17 protein-coding genes are annotated in these 20,302 nt (G+C 46.8%); 9 read left to right on the forward strand and 8 right to left on the reverse strand.

The features are described from left to right. Position 1: 1 nt before the first annotated feature. The 4 genes from ACOCLE_RS06825 to ACOCLE_RS06840 all read left to right on the forward strand — a co-directional run bounded on the left by ACOCLE_RS06825 (position 2) and on the right by ACOCLE_RS06840 (position 4,092). Entirely contained in the window at positions 2-778 is a 777-nt protein-coding gene (locus ACOCLE_RS06825; RefSeq protein WP_419536071.1) for an enoyl-CoA hydratase, read from the forward strand. 340 nt (positions 779-1,118) lie between these two features. After that, positions 1,119-2,009 carry a 3-hydroxyisobutyrate dehydrogenase gene (gene mmsB, locus ACOCLE_RS06830; protein WP_419536072.1) on the forward strand — a complete coding sequence of 297 codons (891 nt, stop codon included), beginning with the start codon at positions 1,119-1,121 and terminating at the stop codon, positions 2,007-2,009. 317 nt (positions 2,010-2,326) lie between these two features. Next, positions 2,327-3,577 carry a NupC/NupG family nucleoside CNT transporter gene (locus ACOCLE_RS06835; RefSeq protein WP_419536073.1) on the forward strand — a complete coding sequence of 417 codons (1,251 nt, stop codon included), beginning with the start codon at positions 2,327-2,329 and terminating at the stop codon, positions 3,575-3,577. Positions 3,578-3,762: 185 nt separating this feature from the next. After that, positions 3,763-4,092, forward strand: coding sequence for a helix-turn-helix domain-containing protein (locus ACOCLE_RS06840; RefSeq protein ID WP_419536074.1), 330 nt, complete (start codon positions 3,763-3,765; stop codon positions 4,090-4,092). Positions 4,093-4,183: 91 nt separating this feature from the next. Here the strand turns inward: ACOCLE_RS06840 and ACOCLE_RS06845 are convergent, their stop codons facing one another. After that, positions 4,184-4,456, reverse strand: coding sequence for an HU family DNA-binding protein (locus tag ACOCLE_RS06845; RefSeq protein WP_066014744.1), 273 nt, complete (start codon positions 4,454-4,456; stop codon positions 4,184-4,186). Positions 4,457-4,735: 279 nt separating this feature from the next. Continuing rightward, a complete protein-coding gene (locus tag ACOCLE_RS06850) occupies positions 4,736-5,596 on the reverse strand; it encodes a universal stress protein (protein ID WP_419536075.1) in 861 nt (286 codons plus the stop codon). A gap of 269 nt (positions 5,597-5,865) precedes the next feature. On the opposite strand from ACOCLE_RS06850, the gene ACOCLE_RS06855 reads away from it, so the two are divergent. Further along, a complete protein-coding gene (locus tag ACOCLE_RS06855) occupies positions 5,866-6,540 on the forward strand; it encodes an OmpW/AlkL family protein (RefSeq protein ID WP_419536076.1) in 675 nt (224 codons plus the stop codon). Between the two features lie 59 nt (positions 6,541-6,599). Here ACOCLE_RS06855 and ACOCLE_RS06860 read toward each other — a convergent pair whose 3' ends face one another. After that, positions 6,600-7,856: a pepsin-like aspartic protease gene (locus tag ACOCLE_RS06860; RefSeq protein WP_419536077.1), complete on the reverse strand. Its 1,257-nt coding sequence runs from the start codon at positions 7,854-7,856 to the stop codon at positions 6,600-6,602. A gap of 154 nt (positions 7,857-8,010) precedes the next feature. Here ACOCLE_RS06860 and ACOCLE_RS06865 point away from each other — a divergent pair, with 154 nt between their 5' ends. Both ACOCLE_RS06865 and ACOCLE_RS06870 read left to right on the forward strand, forming a co-directional pair. Continuing rightward, on the forward strand, positions 8,011-8,526 hold the full coding sequence (locus tag ACOCLE_RS06865) for a TIGR00645 family protein (RefSeq protein WP_419536078.1): 516 nt from the start codon (positions 8,011-8,013) through the stop codon (positions 8,524-8,526). A gap of 643 nt (positions 8,527-9,169) precedes the next feature. After that, a complete protein-coding gene (locus ACOCLE_RS06870) occupies positions 9,170-9,856 on the forward strand; it encodes a tRNA-(ms[2]io[6]A)-hydroxylase (protein WP_419536079.1) in 687 nt (228 codons plus the stop codon). 110 nt (positions 9,857-9,966) lie between these two features. On the opposite strand, the gene ACOCLE_RS06875 is transcribed toward ACOCLE_RS06870, so the two are convergent. From ACOCLE_RS06875 to ACOCLE_RS06895, 5 genes are all read right to left on the reverse strand, one after another. After that, the gene (locus tag ACOCLE_RS06875; protein ID WP_419536080.1) at positions 9,967-13,053 is read right to left on the reverse strand and encodes an efflux RND transporter permease subunit; all 3,087 of its coding nucleotides are present in this window, start codon (positions 13,051-13,053) and stop codon (positions 9,967-9,969) included. A gap of 2 nt (positions 13,054-13,055) precedes the next feature. Continuing rightward, on the reverse strand, positions 13,056-14,183 hold the full coding sequence (locus tag ACOCLE_RS06880) for an efflux RND transporter periplasmic adaptor subunit (protein WP_419536081.1): 1,128 nt from the start codon (positions 14,181-14,183) through the stop codon (positions 13,056-13,058). Positions 14,184-14,561: 378 nt separating this feature from the next. Next, positions 14,562-15,461: a hypothetical protein gene (locus ACOCLE_RS06885; protein WP_419536082.1), complete on the reverse strand. Its 900-nt coding sequence runs from the start codon at positions 15,459-15,461 to the stop codon at positions 14,562-14,564. A 366-nt stretch (positions 15,462-15,827) separates the two neighbouring features. Beyond that, positions 15,828-16,592 carry a class II glutamine amidotransferase gene (locus ACOCLE_RS06890; protein ID WP_419536083.1) on the reverse strand — a complete coding sequence of 255 codons (765 nt, stop codon included), beginning with the start codon at positions 16,590-16,592 and terminating at the stop codon, positions 15,828-15,830. A gap of 95 nt (positions 16,593-16,687) precedes the next feature. Then, complete coding sequence (locus tag ACOCLE_RS06895) at positions 16,688-17,092, reverse strand: hypothetical protein (protein ID WP_419536084.1); 405 nt, start codon at positions 17,090-17,092, stop codon at positions 16,688-16,690. A gap of 371 nt (positions 17,093-17,463) precedes the next feature. Between ACOCLE_RS06895 and ACOCLE_RS06900 the strand changes: the two genes are divergently transcribed. Together ACOCLE_RS06900 and htpG are read left to right on the forward strand one after the other, a co-directional pair. After that, on the forward strand, positions 17,464-18,180 hold the full coding sequence (locus ACOCLE_RS06900; RefSeq protein ID WP_419536085.1) for a DUF599 domain-containing protein: 717 nt from the start codon (positions 17,464-17,466) through the stop codon (positions 18,178-18,180). Positions 18,181-18,365: 185 nt separating this feature from the next. Beyond that, entirely contained in the window at positions 18,366-20,279 is a 1,914-nt protein-coding gene (gene htpG, locus ACOCLE_RS06905; RefSeq protein ID WP_419536086.1) for a molecular chaperone HtpG, read from the forward strand. The last annotated feature ends 23 nt before the right edge of the window (positions 20,280-20,302 follow it).

The raw sequence follows: 20,302 nt of genomic DNA on the forward strand, positions 1-20,302 counted from the left end.
CATGTCTGAAGTATTGCATCTCGCCTATGAAGGTCGTACCGCGATTCTTACACTGGATAATCCTCCGGCGAATACCTGGACTCCTGAAAGTCTGGATGAACTGGAACAGATTGTTCAAGAGTTGAACTGTAAATCCGACGTGATTGCCCTGGTTATCACCTCGGCTTCAAAGAAGTTTTTCAGTGCCGGTGCTGACTTGAAACGCTTTGATAACCTGACGCCCGATGAAGCTCGTCCATTTGCTGAAAGCTTTGGCAGGGCTTTTGAAGCTCTCAGTGACTTTTCAGGGCTCAGTATTGCAGCAATCAACGGTTATGCCATGGGGGGAGGGCTGGAAGTGGCCTTGGCCTGTGACCTGCGTATTGCTGAAGAGGGAGCCATCATGGCTTTGCCTGAAGCTGCTGTAGGACTATTGCCCTGTGCCGGCGGAACTCAGAACCTTACCCTGCTGGTAGGGGAGGCCTGGGCCAAGCGTATGATCCTCTGTGGAGAGAAAGTGGATGCTGAAAAAGCATTGAAGATTGGGCTGATAGAGGAAATGGTAGGCACAGGTGAAAGCTTTGAGCGGGCAAAAGCCCTCGCAAGTGATGCTGGCAGACAGAGTCCTGACGCTCTGAGAGCGTGTAAAAGGCTGGTGCAGATGGGACGCTCCGGTTTCTCAAGGGAAGCACTGCCAACGGAAAGAGAGCTGTTCCTTGAGTTGTTTAGTGGCAAGAATCAGCAGGAAGGTGTCAGCGCGTTTCTTGAGAAGCGTAAACCTGAGTGGCATTACGAGTGATTAGGGGGCGTTCTCAATTAGACATGTGACCAGCCACCCGCGGTTTGTGCCAGACAAGGCGTGAACTGCGCGGTGTGGTTATTCCACATAAGCAGTGAGCAACGCAGAATGGCGCAAACCGAGGGCGGCCCTTCGGGTTGATAACTCAAGCACTCATGCTGCGTTGAACGACTTGAACATGGAACCACCATGCCCTGCGTCGTTCGTCTTGCCTGAGAGCTTGTGTTATCAACTGGTCTCATGGCTAATTGAGAACGCCCCCTAAGCAATAGAGGCTCTTCCCGCAGAGCTTTTCATCAGACCGCATTGAGTCCGGCTGTTTTGAATAAGGATCATAATAATGACAAAAATTGCATTTATCGGCCTTGGCAATATGGGTGGTCCCATGGCTCAGAACCTGGTGAAAGCCGGGTATGATGTCTGTGGTTTTGATCTGGTTCCTGAGGCTCTCGATCAATTGGAGCAAGCCGGAGGCTCAAAGGCTGAGTCCGTTAAAGAGGCTGCAGAGAGTGCCAGTGTGGTGATCAGTATGTTGCCCGCTGGCAAACATGTTGAATCACTCTACCTGGGAGATGATGGTCTCTTTAAAGCCATTGATCGCAGTTGTCTGGTTATTGATTGCAGCACCATAGAGGCTGATGTGGCTAAAAAAGTCAGTCTGCAGGCAGAAGAGCAGGGTATCGGCTTTATTGATGCACCCGTGTCCGGTGGTACAGCCGGTGCTGCAGCTGGAACACTGACGTTTATGGTGGGAGGCAATGCTGAGACCGTAGAGCAGGCCAGACCGTATCTTGAGGTAATGGGACAGAATATCTTCCATGCTGGTGGAGCCGGCGCGGGGCAGCTGGCAAAGATCTGCAACAATATGCTTCTGGCTATTCTTATGACAGGTACTTCGGAAGCACTTAAGCTGGGTATCGATAATGGTCTTGATCCAGCAGTACTCTCAGAAATCATGAACAAAAGCTCAGGCGGGAACTGGGTACTTGAAAAGTATAATCCGGTGCCAGGCGTCATGCCTCAGACACCGGCCAGTAATGGTTATCAGGGTGGTTTTATGGTGGGGCTTATGGCCAAGGATCTCGGTTTGGCTCTGAATACCGCTACTGGTAGCGGGACCGCAACCCCCATGGCTTCTCTTGCCGATAATCTGTACAGAATGCATTCAATTCGTTCGGGTAGCACACAAGACTTTTCAAGCATTATCCAGCTGTATGATCCAGCTGACTAGTTATTGGTGTGATCATTCTTGATGACATTCTGTTGAATGATGGTGGCTATTGCTTTGTTTGTGTGTAAAGGCAACGATTTATTTGAATGCATGATCAATTATATTATTCAATAGATAGTTGCCGATCATCGTTTAATTTATTTTCCATCTGTTGATTTGGCTCAATGTTTTGCTCTGAAGTTGTTTTAATTTTGAACAGTTGTGTCAGATAACTGTTCTGTTTTTGTAAATCAGGTTATACAATTCCCGCGAATTATCTATAGTTCTGACCGGGTAACCGGTCGGCACCGATCATCCATCTGAGGTAACCTGTTCCCATGCAAATACTTATGAGTCTGGTAGGTATTGCCAGCCTTCTGGCACTTGCCTTTTTACTGTCCGATAATCGAAAAGCGATCAACCTGCGAACGGTAGGTGGTGCCTTTGCCATTCAGGCCGGACTGGGAGCATTGGTGCTTTATGTTCCCCTGGGTCAGGAAATTCTTGGTGGTGTCTCCAACGCGGTAAGTAATGTGATCAGTTACGCCAATCAGGGTATTGGTTTCCTGTTTGGTGATCTGGGTAACTTTAAGGTTGGCTTTATTTTTGCCATCAACGTACTGCCGATTATCATTTTCTTCTCTTCCCTGGTTGCGGTTCTGTACTACCTGGGCATCATGCAGAAGGTCGTTACCTTCCTCGGTGGTGCACTGCAGAAAGTACTGGGTACCAGTCGTACAGAATCCCTGTCTGCAACAGCGAACATCTTCGTCGGTCAGACTGAAGCTCCGCTGGTGGTCAGACCCTATATTGGCCGTATGACCAATTCTGAACTGTTTGCCGTTATGGTGGGTGGTCTGGCTTCTGTTGCAGGCTCTGTTCTTGCTGGTTATGCAGGCATGGGTGTTGAGCTTAAGTATCTGATCGCAGCAAGCTTTATGGCGGCACCTGGTGGTCTGCTGATGGCTAAAATAATCAAGCCGGAAACGGATACACCGGATGATTCTGAGCTGGTTGATGAAGAAGGCAGCAACGAAAAGCCTGCCAACCTGATCGATGCCGCTGCTTCTGGTGCTTCTTCCGGTATGAAGCTGGCTGCTAACGTTGGCGCCATGCTGCTGGCTTTCATTGCCCTGATCGCCATGATCAACGGTATCATGGGCTGGGTTGGCGGATTCTTTGATTACCCTGATCTGAGCCTTGAAATTATTCTGGGTTATCTGTTCAGCCCTCTGGCATTCCTGATTGGTGTGCCAATGAATGAAATTGTGACTGCCGGCAGTTTCATTGGCCAGAAGCTGGTGGTGAACGAATTCGTTGCCTACATGGATTTTGTGAATTACCTGAACCCTGAAGCTGCTGCTGCTGCGGGTGTTGAAGTGCTGTCACAGCGTACTCAAATCATCATTACTTTCGCATTGTGTGGTTTTGCCAACCTGTCTTCCATTGCCATTCTGCTGGGTGGTCTGGGTGTCATGGCGCCACACCGTCGTCAGGATATTGCTCGCATGGGGGTCAAGGCGGTAGCCGCTGGTACCCTGTCAAACCTTATGAGTGCTACGATTGCAGGTCTGATGCTTACCCTGTAATACTTTTATTCAGGCCATGGTTTACCCGTGGCCTGTTTTCCTCTCCTTTCCATATTTTCCCTTCATCAGCTTGATCTAACGCTTTTAAAGAAATGGCCGAATCACATAGTGAATGAATTATGTGTTGGGGTATCTGTGCTTTGCAGGCATGGATATCTTTCTGAACCTTTCGTGAGTGTGCAAGGATGAACCTGACAACAAGGATTTTATGCTCCCGTAAAGACAAGAAGCTTTCCCAGCAGGCTCTGGCCGATTTGATTGGTGTGTCCAGAAGTGCGCTGGCCCAGTGGGAAACCAGCATGAGTAGTCCCAGTCTTGATAATCTCCGTAAAATGGCTGAAATCCTTGAGGTATCTTTCGAGTGGCTGGCTACCGGGCGTGGCAATCAATACCTGACCACCTCTGATGAGGTAATCAGTGATTCTGAAGTGGATGGTGAGATCATCGGTCAGTTACACCGGATGAACCTGATGAAAAAAAGAGCCATTCTTAATGTGATGAGAGCGATGGCATAAATATCATTACATGTTTCCAGAAAAAAAAGCGCCGTTAAGGCGCTTTTTGCTTTCTAGGCTACAGTCCCGGAAATTGCAGTAAGTGTATTGCCTATTTGATCATTTCCCGGAATTTGTTACCTGGCTTGAATTGTGGCAGCTTGCAGGCAGGAATGTGAATTTCTTCACCAGTCTGCGGATTACGCCCCTTTCTGGCCGCCCGGTCTGCTACTGAAAATGTGCCAAAACCAATAAGTTGAACGATATCGCCGCTTGCCAGCGTTTCTTGCGTGTTGTTGATAAAGGCATTGACAACCAGCTCTGCTTTGCTGCGGGGTAGGTTTGCTTGTTCAGCGACTTGCTCAACCAGTTCTTTCTTGTTCATATCCAGTCTCAGAGAATTACCAGTTATGTGGAAAGAAAATACCAGAATGCCTGATTATCAGCTTCTGGCTTCGCTCGGCTCAGGGATAAACCTGGGCAGGTGGTGAAACACAATCAGCCTGGAGTGTATCTATTACTTGAATGAAAGCTGTGATGGGAAAAGAGCCTCAATGAAACAATATAGAAGTTTTTAGGCGCTTTATCCGGTTTCGTTACAGAAAGAGGTGAATTTATTTTGAGATGGCTGCCAGTATGAAAGACTGGCAGCTATTATGCTGGCTTATTTACCCAGTTCGCGCTCCAGTGGAATCATGTGGTGTTTAGGCTGAAGTACCAATATATCGGTCTTGACCTCAGAGATAAGCTGCTCAGCGGTATTGCCAATTGCAAGGGCACTAATACCGGTTCTTGCGTGAGTTCCAAGAATCAGCAGTTTGGCATCGGTTTCTTTCAGTAGTGCGGGGATCATGGTCTCGGTTGGACCTGGTTCAATATGGAAATAGTCTTCATTCAGATTGAACTCCTGAGCATATTCCTGACAATGCTTTTCGTAATAGTCCTTGTCAGTCCGTCCATCACCATGGTCCTGAATCGCCAGCATGGTGGTTGGGTAAGCAGTGGCCAAGTGCAGCTCTGATGAGAACTCATTGGCGATATCAGTTGCGTATTGCAGGATCGCCTGGTTAAGCACACTGTGATAATGGTCCCTTGGGTCGGCATTAATGGCAGCGAGGATTTTGCCTTGAGTCCAGTCGCTATTATCCTGAACCAGCAGCACAGGAACCCGGCAGCGACGTAGCAGGCTCCAGTCTTCAGGTGTTGAAAACGCTTTCTGAATGGCAGTGATTAATTTGGCATCTTTAACAACAAGATGACAACGTTCCATCTGACGCACATGAATAATGGTTTCTATAACGGAGCCATTCCACGTTTCATGAAGATAGACCTCCTGACCCTCAGCCATTAATGGCTCAGCGAGTGCTTCCAGGCGAACCATTGACTCACCGTCCGCTTTGGGGTTTGGAGCAAGAATATGCAGGGCAGCGCCGGTTACCCGACAGATCTGGCTGGCCCGCTCAAGGGCAAGCTGCTGGTCCTTTCTGGTATCAACAACGGCCAGAACCTTGGTAATTCCACGCATAATTTTTCCTCTCTTGCTGGATATTCTGTTTGTTATAGTTCCATCATGCATGAGCGTAACTGATGTTTTTATGATTACGATCAATAAAATACTGTGCAGTTAGGAGTATGTGAATGTTATCTCATGAAAATTTACATTAACAAAAGAGATTTTGCGACATTGGTTGTTCCTTTTAGTGATTTGATCTGTGTCAATAAATTTATTGCTTGAAGTTTATACAATAACATCATCTTACATTTCCCGTGAATTAATAACAAAAAGGACAAGGAATGAAGATTAAATCCCTTTCTCTTGCAATTATCAGCGCAACTGCACTGCTGTCAGGTGCTGTCCAGGCTTATGAAACTGGCGACATTATCGTTCGCGGTGGTCTGGCCAGTGTGAACCCAGATGTGGATAGTGGGAACATATATGCGGGTGGCGTAGAGCAAGCAGACCAGAGAGTTGATGTTAATAATGATACCCAGATGGGTTTGTCTTTAACGTACATGGTTCAAGATAACATTGGTATCGAACTTTTGGCCGCAACGCCTTTCTCACATAACCTGCAAGGAAAAGGTGGTCTTGCTGGCCTGAATGACTTTGCAGAGGTGAAGCATTTACCGCCAACATTGACGGTTCAATATTACCCAATGGACAATAGTTCAGCTTTTCAGCCTTATGTTGGCGTTGGCCTGAATTATACTATCTTTTTCAGTGAAAAATTCATCAATGGGGCGGATGCAACTTTTGGCAGCCTGGAGTTAGATGATTCTCTTGGGTTAGCAGCTCAGGTAGGTTTTGATTATGAGATTGCCGAAAACTGGAGCTTAAATGCTGCTGTGTGGTATATGGATATTGATACCACAGGAACCTTTAAAAATGCTAATGGAACTGGTGACTACAAAATCGATGTTTCTCTGGATCCGTGGGTCTATATGGCCGGTGTAGCCTATCGTTTTTGATACATCACTAGCTCATTGAATGGAAGGCTGCTGCCAGATCACTGATAGCAGCCTTATTACTATTGAATGGGATTTGTCGCGATCATCGGGTGAGAAGTGAAATGTTTGCGCAGTTCCTGAGGTGAACTGAGGTCTTCTGCCAGCTTAGCGAAGCCCACCTTACTGTCGGTCTTATCAAAGACTACATAGAAGGCTCTCATAAAGGCATCCCCAAAAATCCAGAAATCTTGGTTGCTTGGTGCCAGACCCGCGGTGCACTGCTCCTGTCCCCACCAGTCTACTTGCTTGACCACATAAAATTCGGGTGGAACTACATAGTTCTGGCCACCAATACTAAAAGTCAGAGAGGGTTGGTCCTTGAGATTTGAACAGTCTGGACTGAGATTCAGTGTATCAAGGATGTTGGACACATCCTCTGCAGGTCCAACAATTAATGATGTTCCGGAATCAACAATTGCTCTGCAATTTCCCTGATATTGGCAGCTTAAAGGCACGTTTTCTGTATTCACAGCGATGCTGTCAAAGGCAATGTTGTAGTAAAAATCGATGGGGCCTCCAGTTTCGAGTGACTGTAACGGATGCCAGGTAATATCACCTTGATAGTATCGAGGGTCCGGCTCGCCAATAATGAGCCGTCCTTTCCCGTCAGAGGGGGTGTTTGAAAGATAGAATGAGAAAATAGCCTTAGGGATCAAACCTTGCTGAACGGCATTATCCATCCATGGGGTTACCTGATCGCTGGCAATATTTTTGTAGGCAAGCCCGAAAATACCGTCAAAAGGAGAGTTCTGGAAGTTATCAGAAAGCTGGCTGGCCAATCCGATACCCTGATTAAAGACGCTGATCCCCCCAAAGGTTACGGTGTCATAACCAACGTATCCCTGCATGTTTCCAGTTCCATATTGTATGGATAATTCCTGGTCATTGGTTGAAAATGTCTGACTGAGCTCTGGGTCAAACTTTTGCTTATTCTCACAGGCGGCCGACAGGCAGTTCTTTTCGGGTGTCCAGATATTGCTTGAGCCAGTGTCAAGTACACCGGTGAATTCCTGATTTTGGGAGCCCATTAAAAATGCGCCAAAGTACTGCGTGTTATGTTTGTCACCAAGAACAACTTCACCTTCTTCTAGTGTTTGTGTGATCAGTTCACTGCTTTTTAGTCGTTGTTCCTTGGTTGGTTCATGAACATGGATGTAAGCTCTTTGAGACTGGCTTTGCTCTTGTTCAGAGAGTTTTTTTTCCAGCTCTTCAGCATGAGTAAAAAGTGCCTGAGAAAGAATCAACGAAGGGATTGATGCGATAAGAAGCTTGTTCATAGCTCCTCCACTTTATAAGTGATAGGGGGTCAGCACTGCTTCAAGCTAGTAGATGGCTGTCGTCTTTTCCAATACGACTTTATATAATCCAGTGGTTTGAAATGTGTTACTATTTTGGAAAAATTGTTGCTGTATTGACTGATTTGGCTGCTTTATGGAAAAACTGTTCGAAAAAATGCTCTATTCCGCCCGTTGGTTGCTGGCTCCAATTTATATTGGTTTGAGTCTTGTATTAATCGCTCTGTTGATTGAGTTCTTTGAGAGCGTGACATATCTATTACTTAATGTTTCCAATATGAATGAGACCGAAGTAACGTTGAAGGTGCTGACCCTGGTAGATGTGGCACTGGTTGGCGGTCTGATCGTTATGGTGATGTATGCTGGCTATGAGAACTTTGTCTCCAAGATTGACTTAGACGAAGTTTCTGAAAAACTGAGCTGGTTGGGCAAAATGGATGCCGGCTCTCTCAAAGCCAAGGTTGCAGCGTCTATTGTAGCCATATCGTCAATTCACCTGCTTAAAGTCTTTATGAATGCGGGAAATATCCCTAATGATAAGTTGATGTGGGCCGTATTGATGCATCTGACCTTCGTGGCTTCAGCGTTCTTTATGGGGTTGCTCGATCTTCTGCTTCATAAGAAAAAGAAAGATATTGATACCTCGCTTTAATGCTCTCCTATCCGTAAATTGTTCGTGTTATTACCCTGCTGGCTCAGTTAGGTGGGCCAGTTATGTACTGCATCTCCCTTATTATCTTTCCATGACCGTCTATCTGCATAATGGGATAAAAATTTGCTCTACGACGGGCTTCGAGATTACAGATAATACCAATAAAATGGTTGCTGAAGCCTTGTGTAAGAAGGGTATTGTTCATGAAAATGAAAAGTATATTCCCTGAACCCTTTCAGTTTTCTGCCTTAGTCAGAAATCAGATGTTGTATGTGATATTATCCAATCATATTTGGTGATTTTGATGATATTACCAAATACCTCTTGAGAGCTAAGTGTCAACCAAACCTTGGCCACGATGAATTTGGTCAGCACATTATATTGACTTATTATTCTTAACTCATGTGTCCTATTTGTTGGGCAGGATAAATTAGGGTTTACTTTACCTGAAGTAGAAGCTGTAGTTCTATTTGGATACTCTGGTGAAAATCATGTAAACCATCTTTTGAGAACAACACACGTATTCTGATAATACTTTATTTGTGAATTGGTAATGTAAGGGTTTCCTGTTACTGATAACTAGAATATTTGAGTAATGATCTTTTGATTATTTGGTATTATGGCCTTCCCACTTGGAGGCCATATGATAGTTGATATTTCTCATATTTTAGAATTCCTACCTTGCCCAACCCCCCAAGACTGGATCGAAGAAGCTCGTAAGCCAGAAAATCTTTCGGTGATTCTGGTGGATCATGCTAATAACGAACTCAAGGCCGCTCAATCGGCAATGGCGATCATGAGTCGTTACCGTACGGGAAAGTTTGATCGAAACAAAGGACGTAGTAGGAATGACGAAGAAACGGGAGGTCTGCAACTTAAGCCTGAAGACCAGCTAAGTCTGTTGAACAAAATGTCCAGATTGGCTCGTGAAGAACTAAGGCATTATGAGCAGGTACTGGCCATTATGGCGCGAAGGGAGATTCCTTATACTCACCTGGGAGCGGGTCGGTATGCAGGACAGTTAAGTACCATCATCAGGACCTATGAGCCTGCCAGATTAGTGGACACTTTGATTATGGGAGCTTTTATAGAAGCTCGCTCCTGTGAGCGTTTTGCAGCACTATCCCCTTGGCTGGATGATGAATTAAAGAAGTTTTACCAATCACTGCTTAAGTCTGAGAGTCGGCATTTTCAGGATTATCTCACTCTGGCTGAAGTGATTAATGGTTCTGATATTGGCGATCGAGTGAATCTCTTTGCCGGTATTGAACAAGATGCGATTTTGTCTCCGGATCAAAATTTTCGATTTCACAGCGGTATCCCAGGCTAGGTAGCGCTGGCAGTAGATTTACACTTCCTCGCCTTGACGCCTCTTTAATTGCTTTAACCGACAAGTAATCAGGCTCTTAATATGGAAAGAGCCTGTATCTATTCTGTTGACTAAGCTAACGCTTTTTCCAATGCCCTTGTTATATGGTCAGGTGAAGTCGTTCTCCTGGCAATCAGTGCATATATGGATGGCACTACAAAGAGGGTTAACAGGCTGGAGACGGCGACCCCGGCAAAAACGACGACCCCGATAGAGAACCGGAACTCGGAACCGGCTCCTGTTGCCAGGAGGAGGGGGATGGCGCCAACCACTGTGGTAAGCGCTGTCATCAAAATTGGACGCAGTCGCAAGGCCGAGGCTTCAAGTACCGCCTCATTAAAGGCCAGCCCCTGGTCCCGGAGCTGGTTGATAAACTCCACAATCAGAATCCCGTTCTTGGCAGAGAGTCCGATCAGCATGATCATGGCCAGTTGACTGAAGATATTCAGAGTTTCACCGCTGATGTATAGACCAAACAGAGCCCCGGAAATACCTAGAGGTACGGTGAGCATAACGATCAGTGGATGAACAAAGCTTTCAAACTGGGCTGCCAGCACCAAGTACACAACCAGCATAGCCATCGCGAAGACAAAGAAAATGGCACTTTGGTTGGATCGATAGTCCAGAGACTCCCCTTTGTAGTTGACAATTGCTTCCGGGGGCAGGTGTTCAACCACCTGCTGGTCGAGAAACTCCAGTGCTTCGCCAATGGAGTAGTTACCTACGAGACTGGCAGAGATAGTAATTGCCCGGTTCCGGTTATAGTGCTTCAGCATGGCCGCTTTACCCACTTCCTCCACGGATACCAGGTTGTCGAGACGGATTAACTCGCCAGTGGTATGGGACCGGACGTAGAGTGAAGCCAGGTCAAGAGCACTGTTAAAGGCTTCTTCTTTGGCTCGCAGGAAAACATCATATTCCTCGCCGCGCTCCATAAAAGTCGTGTCGGTGACTCCACCCAGCATGGTTTCCAGTGTTGCTCCGATTTCTTCTGCAGAAACACCGAGCTCCTGGGCTCGTTCCCGGTCAATCGTTATCTCGAGCTGGGGCTGATTCTGGTTAAAGTCAATATCAACATCCCTGAGTCCTGGGTTTTCACGAGCCTTTTCTGCAATGACATCTGCCCATTCAACCAGTTGATCAAAGGAACCACCACCAAGGACGAATTGAATCGGGGCTTCGGAACGACCACCAATGGTGGAACGCATAACAGGAATGGCCCGAACATTTGGAATGCCGGCCATAAGCTGGCGTACCTGCCCCATGACTTCGGCAGCACTGACATCCCGGTCGTCCCAGTCTTCCAGAGTTCCGATCAGAATACCGGAGTTACTGCCACTGTTGCCGCCCCAGCCAGGCGAGCGGACAAACAGGTATTTCAGCACGCCTTCGCCGAGATGAGGCAATAGTTTTGATTCAAGCTGCAGCATGCTTTCTTCCATGCTGTCATAGTTCGCACCCTCAGGACCTTTTAAGATCACAATAAACTCACCCCGATCTTCTGATGGCGTGAAGGTTTGGGGGATCATTGGGTAGAGCAGTGCGGTTACACCCAATGAAGCCAGCAGTAAAAGCAGGCCCACCCATTGGAATTTAAGGACTTTTACCAGTGTTTTTCGGTATACATCAGTCAGCCATTGATGTGCTTTTTCGATCAGCTGGCTTGCTTTTGAAGGTTTTACATTCAATTTGAGCAGCTGCGAACTCATCATTGGAGACAGGGTCAGAGCAATCAGACTTGAGAAAACCACGGCACCGATCAGTGTCATTGCATATTCAGAAAATAGTCTGCCAACAGAGCCTTCCATAAACACAATCGGTACGAATGTCATCACCAGAACGACCGTGGTTGCGACTACCGCGAAGCTAACTTCACGGGCACCTTTCCAGGCGGCGACCAGCGGAGGTTCTCCGCGCTCCAGATGCTGGTGGATATTTTCCAGAACCACGATCGCATCATCAACCACCAGACCAATTGCCAGAACCAGTGCCAGAAGTGTCAGCAAGTTGATTGAGTAGCCCAGAAGGTGAATTACGATAAAAGCACTGATCAGAGAAACCGGTACGGTCACTGCAGGAATCAGGGTCGCTCGAAGATTGCCAAGGAATATATAAAGGACAAGAATGACCAGGGCAATGGTCATGGCCAGGGTGGCATACACTTCATCGATGGCTGACTGAATGTAAATGGAGGAGTCCCGGGTGGTGGTCATATAGGTGCCTTCCGGAAGGAAAGGGGTGAACGCTTCGATCTCATCTTTCACGTTCTGGATGACTTCCAGCGGGTTGGCCTGGGAAAGCGGCACAATTCCAAGGCTTAGTACGTTCCGGCCATTGGCTTTTGCCAGCGTTTCAATTTCTTTTGCTTCTGTGCGGATGGAGGCAATATCCTCCAGATAGACTTTGCTGCTGCCGTCCTGACGAATAAGTAGACGGCGGAAATCATTAATGGTGTTGTAGTCACGATTAACGCGAACGGGCAACGTCCTCAAACTGTCGGTTAATTCACCGGCAGGAAGCTCGACGTTGTCACGGCGCAGGGCGCTTCGCACGTCACTGGTGGTTATTTGTCGGGCGGCCATGGCTTGAGCATCCAACTCAATACGCATGACGTATTCGCGGGCGCCCATTACATCAACAGAACTGACGCCATCAACGAGGGAAAGCCGATCCTGTAAGGTCCGTTCTGCGTAGTCAGTGAGCTCAATCAGTGACATGGTGTCACTTTGCAGGCTGACATTGAGAATGGTCTCACCACTGCCATCATTCTTCCAGACAATGGGCGATTCGGCTTCATCCGGCAGGCGCCATATAACCCGTGACATGGCTTCGCGGACATCATTGGCCGCCGTTTCCATATCCCGGTCGGGCGAGAACTCGATATTAATTCGGGATGTGCCATTGCGGCTGGTACTCTCAATAAAGCGAACACCCTCAATACCACCGAGCTGGTCCTCAATGACGTTGGTGATCTTGCTTTCAATGACCTCTGCAGAAGCCCCGTCATACCCGGTATAAACCATGACAGTTGGGGGGGTGATATCTGGCAGCTCCCTTACCGGCAACATCTGGAAGCAGACGACCCCGAAAGTAATCAGCAGCAGGCTGACAACGGTAGCAAACACCGGACGTTTAATGGATAAATCAGACAATATCATGATTAGAGCAATCCATCCGCAGCTGCAGGTTGAACCGGGCTGGAAGAGAGAACAGGCTGTTCTTCTTCAAGTACTTTTACCCGGCGGCCATCAGTCACTTTTACCGCACCTTCATTGACCACCATCTCTCCCTCGGCCAACCCAGACAGCACAACGATGTATTGATCAATGGTCTGGCCGGTTGTGATGGTTCTGCGTTCCACCTGATTGTGCTCATCAATAACGAATACGTAGCGACGGTTTCCATCAAACAAAATGCTGCGGGAAGGAACGACCAGCTGTTGCTCCCCCGGGCGCTCGATAGAGGTGCGCATCAGCATGCCAGGAAGGAGTTGTGAGTTCGGGTTGTCCAGAAGCGCTCTGACCTGAAAGGTCAGGTTGACTGGATCAATCCGGGAGTTGATGCTGTCGATGGTACCGGTAAACGTCTTTCCGGGCCACGCATCTGTAGTCGCAGTAATACGGGCACCTTTTCTGACATGGCTGAGACTGCTTTCAGGCAGGTCAAACGTTAATTTCATGGTGCTGAGGTCATCCAATGTGGTCAATACGGTACCTGCATTGATAAGTGCACCAATGCTCTGCTCGTGGAAGCTTAACGTCCCTGTGAAAGGGGCCTCCAATGTATAATGATCCAGTATGGCCAGCTCCGCCTGAAGCGCAGCTTCAAGACGCTCAACCGTTGCCCGCTGAGCCTTGAGTTCATCAACAGAGATGGCTTTTCTGGTGATCAGGGTTTCCATATATTCCAGTTGACGCTGGGCATCCTCAAAGGCAATACGTGCCTGAGCGGTTATGGCCGCCTGCTCACGGTCATCCAGTTCGACCAGCAGTTTTCCTGATTTGACCTTGGCGCCATCTTTCAGATGAAGCGCAATAATGCGGCCATTGATTTGGGGGGTGATGTCAACTGACTGGTTGGCTTTCAGGTTTCCCAGTGCAATTAGCTTTTGCTGTAATGTGGTTTCCATGACTGGGAAGGCTGTTACCGTGGGTGCCTGGCCTTTTGGTGCTGAATGGGTAAAAGGTGCCAGCGAGGTCAGGGCAATAAGCAGAATTGCCCTGAATTTGGTCGGGAGTATTTGAGCCAATATCAACCCGGGCTGAGTAAAATGAGAAGTTGCAGTCATGGCTCGGGGAGTCTCCTGAGGCATCAGATTTTGGGGGGAATCTGGCGTATGATTCATTTATGCGCAGGATTATATCCTTCAGAGACCACACTGATACCCTGAAATGTTGGGAAAGTTGTCGCAAATTGTATCATTAGGCTGGAGTGGCTGGTATAGAGCGCTTTAACTACATTACCCCCTGGTTTCTAGCGAAAAATACCGCCTGTCGTACGCTATGAAGTAGTTGGTGGGGGCATCTTGGTTTATTGAAAACTCTTGAATCTCAATTTTTGCCATCAGTGAGCCTGATAGAAACCATCGGAGATCATCGAAATGCTGGTGCCGCGCTTTTACTTAATACCAAAATCTTGATGATATTATGCCTAATAGTGCTTTAGTTTACTTTTTGAAAGGTAAGTCACCATATCCCCAGATCAAAGTGCCAGTAATGCTGGTTAGAAGCATTATCCATTCGGCCTTACTGACTCTCCCTTTTGCCCTTCTTGCTATTAATCTTGCACTTTCTATATCATAGTTTGGACTCATTAAACGGATATTGTCTTCACTTGGTAATTCTTTATTATTGACTTTAGACACTATTTCAAAGATTTCTTCTTTATCTTTTCTCTTTGAATAGTTGATAAACCCAAACAGTGCTGTCCAGCAAATCAAGACTGCTCCTGACCTCTGAAATAATGCATCATCACCATCCCTGAATATATCGGTAATGAGCGAAGCCAAAACTATAACGGCAACGGTTATGCTGCTAATGATTAAAATGGAATTGCAATTTGTACTCCGTTCCCACCAGCTGTTAGACCTTGTCGTGAGGTGATGAGTGTCATTGTTAACAGTGTTATTTGCAGCCCTGATAGAACGTCTGTTGGCGTTTCTTGTCTCTCGAATATCACATATTGAGTCGTTGGAATCTTCCATTGACAGGAAGTTGAGATCAATACCTGTTGTTATAGTGCTTTTCTTTTGGCGATTAAATTCCGGTGTGCGCTCTTCATTATCATGAGTGAACATTTTACAGCTTTCATGTTCGGTTGATTTCAAGTGTCGACAAGAGGCGGGTTTTTCTTGTGATGTTATGGATCTGGTTAGAATGCCTGATGTGCATGGAGAGCTTGCCTCACTTTCTACTCTAAAGGCAGCTTTTGTGATCGACTGAGAATGATGACTGCGAGTATTCCAGACATGGAAAGCAGGTTTTCCTGGCGTAATATTTGAAATTTCTCCTGAGGGAATGGCATTTATATCACTATCAGATTGGCACTTTTTGAATAGTACATTCATTGGCGATCCATGATAAGTATTGAGTAAATCTGAACTATGTGAGGCATAAATATCTTTGGCTTTTTAGTCTTTTTGTTTTTACATTTTTGTAGGTATGATTTTGCCTTAGAGGCAGTTATTAAAAGTAGCCCTTTAAGCAATAAGGGGTAAGCATTTACCCGAAAAATAAAGTGTTAGCAGGTTGTATTTTATAGGGCGTGCCTTCCCAAGCTATAGTCCTGATCGTTATGCACTGAGGGGGAGAGAGAGGTGGCGGTCATGGAGTAAATGTACCGCCAGCAATCGGGTAATATATTGCTATATCTGTTTTCTATACGAAGCTTTCTAAGTTCTTAAAGTGATTATTAGTTGTTGTGAATCTTGCTATTAGCAAAGCTCACCATTATCAAAAACCACCATTTCACCTGGCTGAATCGGTGTCCAGGTTTCATCAACCGTTAATGGGTCTGTAGCAACCACGGTAACAATGTCGTTTTCAGTGGTTTCCTTGGCAAAATCCACAGTAATGTCGGCATCTTTGAGACTGGCCTGATCAAATGGCGCTCTTCGGGTAATCCAGTTTAATCGTGTGCTGCAATAGCAGTAGAGGTAACGGGAGTCTGTCAGAAGCATATTAAATACCCCCAGAGCCCGTAACTGATCACAGAGTTTCTTGATAAAACGTTGCAGTGTGGCCATCCGTCCGGGAGATTTAGGAAAGCGATCACGAATCTGATCCATTATCCAGCAAAACGCATGTTCGCTGTCAGTGGTCCCCACTGGAAAGTAATGTCTCAGAGGGAATTTTTTGATGCCTTTTAACTGGCCATTATGGGCAAAGGTCCAGTACTTTCCCCAGAGCTCCCGCGTGAAAGGGTGGGTGTTTTCCAGGGCAATTCTTCCTGCATTAGCCTGACGAATATGGCTGACAACGATATTACTTTTGATCGGGTAGCGACAAACCAGATTGGCGATCTCAGAATCACAACTAGGATTAGGATCACGGAACTCTCGTAAGCCTTTTCCTTCATAGAATGCGATGCCCCATCCATCGCTGTGGGGGCCAGTCTTACCGCCACGCTGCATCAAGCCGCTGAAGCTGAACACAATGTCTGTGGGGGTATTGGCACTCATTCCAAGAAGTTCACACATAAATTTAAAAAACGCTGCTAAGTTGAAGATTTATGATTAGAAATGATTGTGTCTTGACTCATTATCCTCGGACATGAATCTTCTTGATGTCAGTATCAGCAAGTAGGCTCTCTACGTTGGCGCTGAGCATTTCCACCTTTCTTGCTTGTCTGAGACTTTCTCCCCTTGTCATGAGTACCGGTTTTTACCTTACCTATAGGTAATAACAGGCCCACAATTGCAGCAATGCCCGCTGTAATGGCAACAGTCTGTCCAGTACGCCACATGGCATCTACCCCTAGGCTAAGGCCATCATAAAGGCTGATGAGGAGGGCTGGGCCAAGAAAACTCTGCTCTGGCTGAATCGTACCAGGCAGGAAAAACAGAACAGCACAGGCCATCATCAAAGGTCGTTTTAATCGAGGGTGCCACTTACGAACAATAAACCACAGGCTCAGCAGACAGCCGAAGGCACCTGCAAGGTAAACAGCCCAGCCCCAATAATACTGCATTTCTGTCATTGACTCTCCAACAACTGCCACAGAATGAGTGGCAGTAAAACCGCACTTTCCAGCTTCCTCACGAGACGTTAATTGCTCCTATTCTTAGGAAGAGAAAGTGATATTACCAGCTAGAATGAAGCTCTGGGCTATAGTAAATAACCATCAGAGGTGCATTTTGCATCAATTGGCCATCAGATGAAAACAGCTGTTAACCATAAAATGCTGTTGAAAACGATAAATAGATACTTAGGCTCTTTTTGGTAAATGCTCATCATTGAGTAATAAAAAAATCTCCGGCAGGCAAACTGCGGCATTCTTCAGGTATTACAGCTGTTTTGCCAGAAGACCCGGGAAGACCATTGATACAAAAATGGAAAGGCGGCATCACTATGTTTTTAAGTGCAGGTAGCTTCCAAGACTGGCTGGCTCTGGCAACTCTGTTGGTCAGCTGGGTTGGCTACACGTGTTATGCCAGTTACAAATCCAATAGTGCAGTTTGCCTTTCCAGTGTTCTCGCGAGGTATCGTCAGGACTGGATGATCAGAATTATTTCCAGGGAAAACCGAACCTCAGATGCCAGCTTGCTGAGTAGCCTTAGAGCCAGTGTCAGTTTTTTTGCCTCAACATCAATACTCGTGCTGGCTGGGCTTATCACTGGGATAGCGGCTTCTGAGGAGGCTGTTGGTGTGCTCTCAACCATTCCATTTGTCAGTACCACAACCCGTGAGTTATGGGAGCTGAAAATGCTGGTGATGGTTATTATTTTTGTGTACTCATTTTTTGAATTTACCTGGAGCCTTCGCCTCTATAACTTCGGCTGTGTCGTTATGGGCAGTGCACCACTTTATAAAGAAGTTGAGCATGCTCACTCAGAACAGCTGGATTATGCCAGGGCATCCGGCTTTATCATGACGTTGGCAGCCAAACACTTTAACTTTGGGCTGCGGGCCTACTATTTTGCGCTGGCAACGTTGAGTTGGTTTATAGATCCAAAGCTACTGATGTTTTCAGCGGTCTTGGTGGTGGTCATTTTATATAGCCGGGAGTTTCACTCAAAAGTTCTGCAGGTACTGTCCAGTTATCACTTGCCTGATGATTTTTCTTGATATTCTAGCCCTGCATTTTTCCTCGTTCATCCCCATGATATATGACTTTATGAGCCGGGATTTTTATAGCCCTCCCTCAATAGAATCTGAGCTTTGCCTTGCAGAGGGTTGAATTCTCAATCACCGCCCATATCTCCTGATTATCAAAATACTCAATGTGATGATTGACCGGAATTGAGGTTCTAATGACAGTTGAAGCGAAAAAAGAGACTCTGGGTTTTCAGACTGAGGTGAAGCAGCTTCTGCACCTGATGATTCACTCTCTCTATTCCAATCGTGAGATCTTTTTACGGGAGCTGATTTCCAATGCTTCCGATGCCGCAGACAAGCTGCGTTATGAGGCACTCCATAACAGTGCGCTGCTGGAAAGTGACCCTAATCTTGAAATCAGGGTGGATTTCGATAAGGAAGCCAAAACCGTAACGATTGCTGACAACGGTATTGGTATGAACCGTGATGACGTGATTGCCCATCTGGGTACCATCGCCAAATCCGGCACTGCGGATTTCCTGAAAACACTGACGGGTGACCAGAAGAAAGATTCTCAGCTGATCGGTCAGTTTGGTGTTGGTTTCTATTCTGCGTTTATTGTTGCAGACAAGGTGACTGTTGAAACCCGCAAGGCAGACGCAGAAGAGGCCGTGCGCTGGGTGTCTGATGGCTCTGGTGAGTTTACTGTTGAGCCAATTGAGAAGGACAAGCGTGGCACAACCATTATTCTGCACTTGAAGCCGGAAGCTGAAGAGTTTGCTGATGGCTGGCGCCTGCGTAATATCATCCGCAAATACTCTGACCATATCTCCATGCCAATCCTGATGCGTAAAGAAGAGATGCCTGGTGCAGAGGAGGAAGAAACAGAAGTCAAAGATAAGGCGCCAGAATGGGAAACGGTGAATACCGCGAAAGCCCTGTGGACCCGTTCCCGCAGCGACATCACTGACGATGAGTATAAAGAGTTTTACAAACACATCAGCCATGATCATGCCGACCCGCTGAAGTGGAGCCATAACCGAGTAGAAGGCAAACTGGAATACAACAGCCTGCTTTATATTCCGGCCAAGGCACCGTTTGACCTGTATAACCGTGATATGCAGAAAGGGTTGAAACTCTACGTTCAGCGTGTCTTTATCATGGATCAGGCGGATGAGTTCCTGCCCATGTATCTGCGTTTTATCAAGGGCGTGGTTGATTCGAATGATCTGTCTCTCAATGTTTCCCGTGAGATTTTGCAGAAAGATCCAGCCGTAGACAGCATGAAAACCGCGCTGACCAAGCGGGTGCTGGATATGCTGGAGAAACTGGCCAAGAAAGAGCCTGAACAATACGCCAGTTTCTGGAAGGAGTTTGGCCAGGTTCTGAAAGAGGGGCCAGCTGAAGATTATGCCAATCGTGAGCGTATTGCCAAACTGCTGCGTTTCTCATCGACTGAGAGTCAGGGTGTTGAGCAGGATCAATCGCTGGAAGGCTATGTTGCCCGGATGAAGGAAGGTCAGGACAAGATCTACTACATCACGGCAGAGACACCTAAAGCGGCAGCTAACAGTCCTCACCTGGAAGTATTCCGCAAGAAAGGCCTGGAAGTTTTGTTGCTTTCTGATCGTGTTGATGAGTGGTTGATGTCGCACCTGTTTGAGTTTGATGGCAAGTCATTCGTCGATATTGGCCGTGGTGATCTGGATCTCGGCAAGCTGGATTCTGAAGAAGAGAAGAAGGCTCAGGAAGAGGCCGCCAAAGAGAATGAAGATCTGATCAAGCGTATCAAGGATGTACTGGGCTCTGATGTTGAGGATGTGCGGGTTACTCATCGTCTGACAGACTCACCAGCCTGCCTAGTGGTTGGTCAGAATGATATGGGCATGCAGATGCGCCGTATTATGGAAGCTGCAGGCCAGAGCATGCCGGAGTCCAAGCCGATCTTTGAGATTAACCCTGAGCATCCACTGGTTGGTCGACTGGATAAAGAAGTTGATGAAGACCGGTTTGCCGATCTGACCCGTGTTGTATTTGATCAGGCCAGTCTGGCGGCTGGTGGTCAGCTGGATGATCCAGCCTCTTATGTTCAGCGTCTTAACAAGCTGTTGCTGGAAATGGCAGTCTGAAAAAAAGTGAGTTAACAATAAAA

It is taken from the genome of Endozoicomonas sp. (assembly GCF_965196975.1).
Classification (GTDB): Bacteria; Pseudomonadota; Gammaproteobacteria; order Pseudomonadales; family Endozoicomonadaceae; genus Endozoicomonas.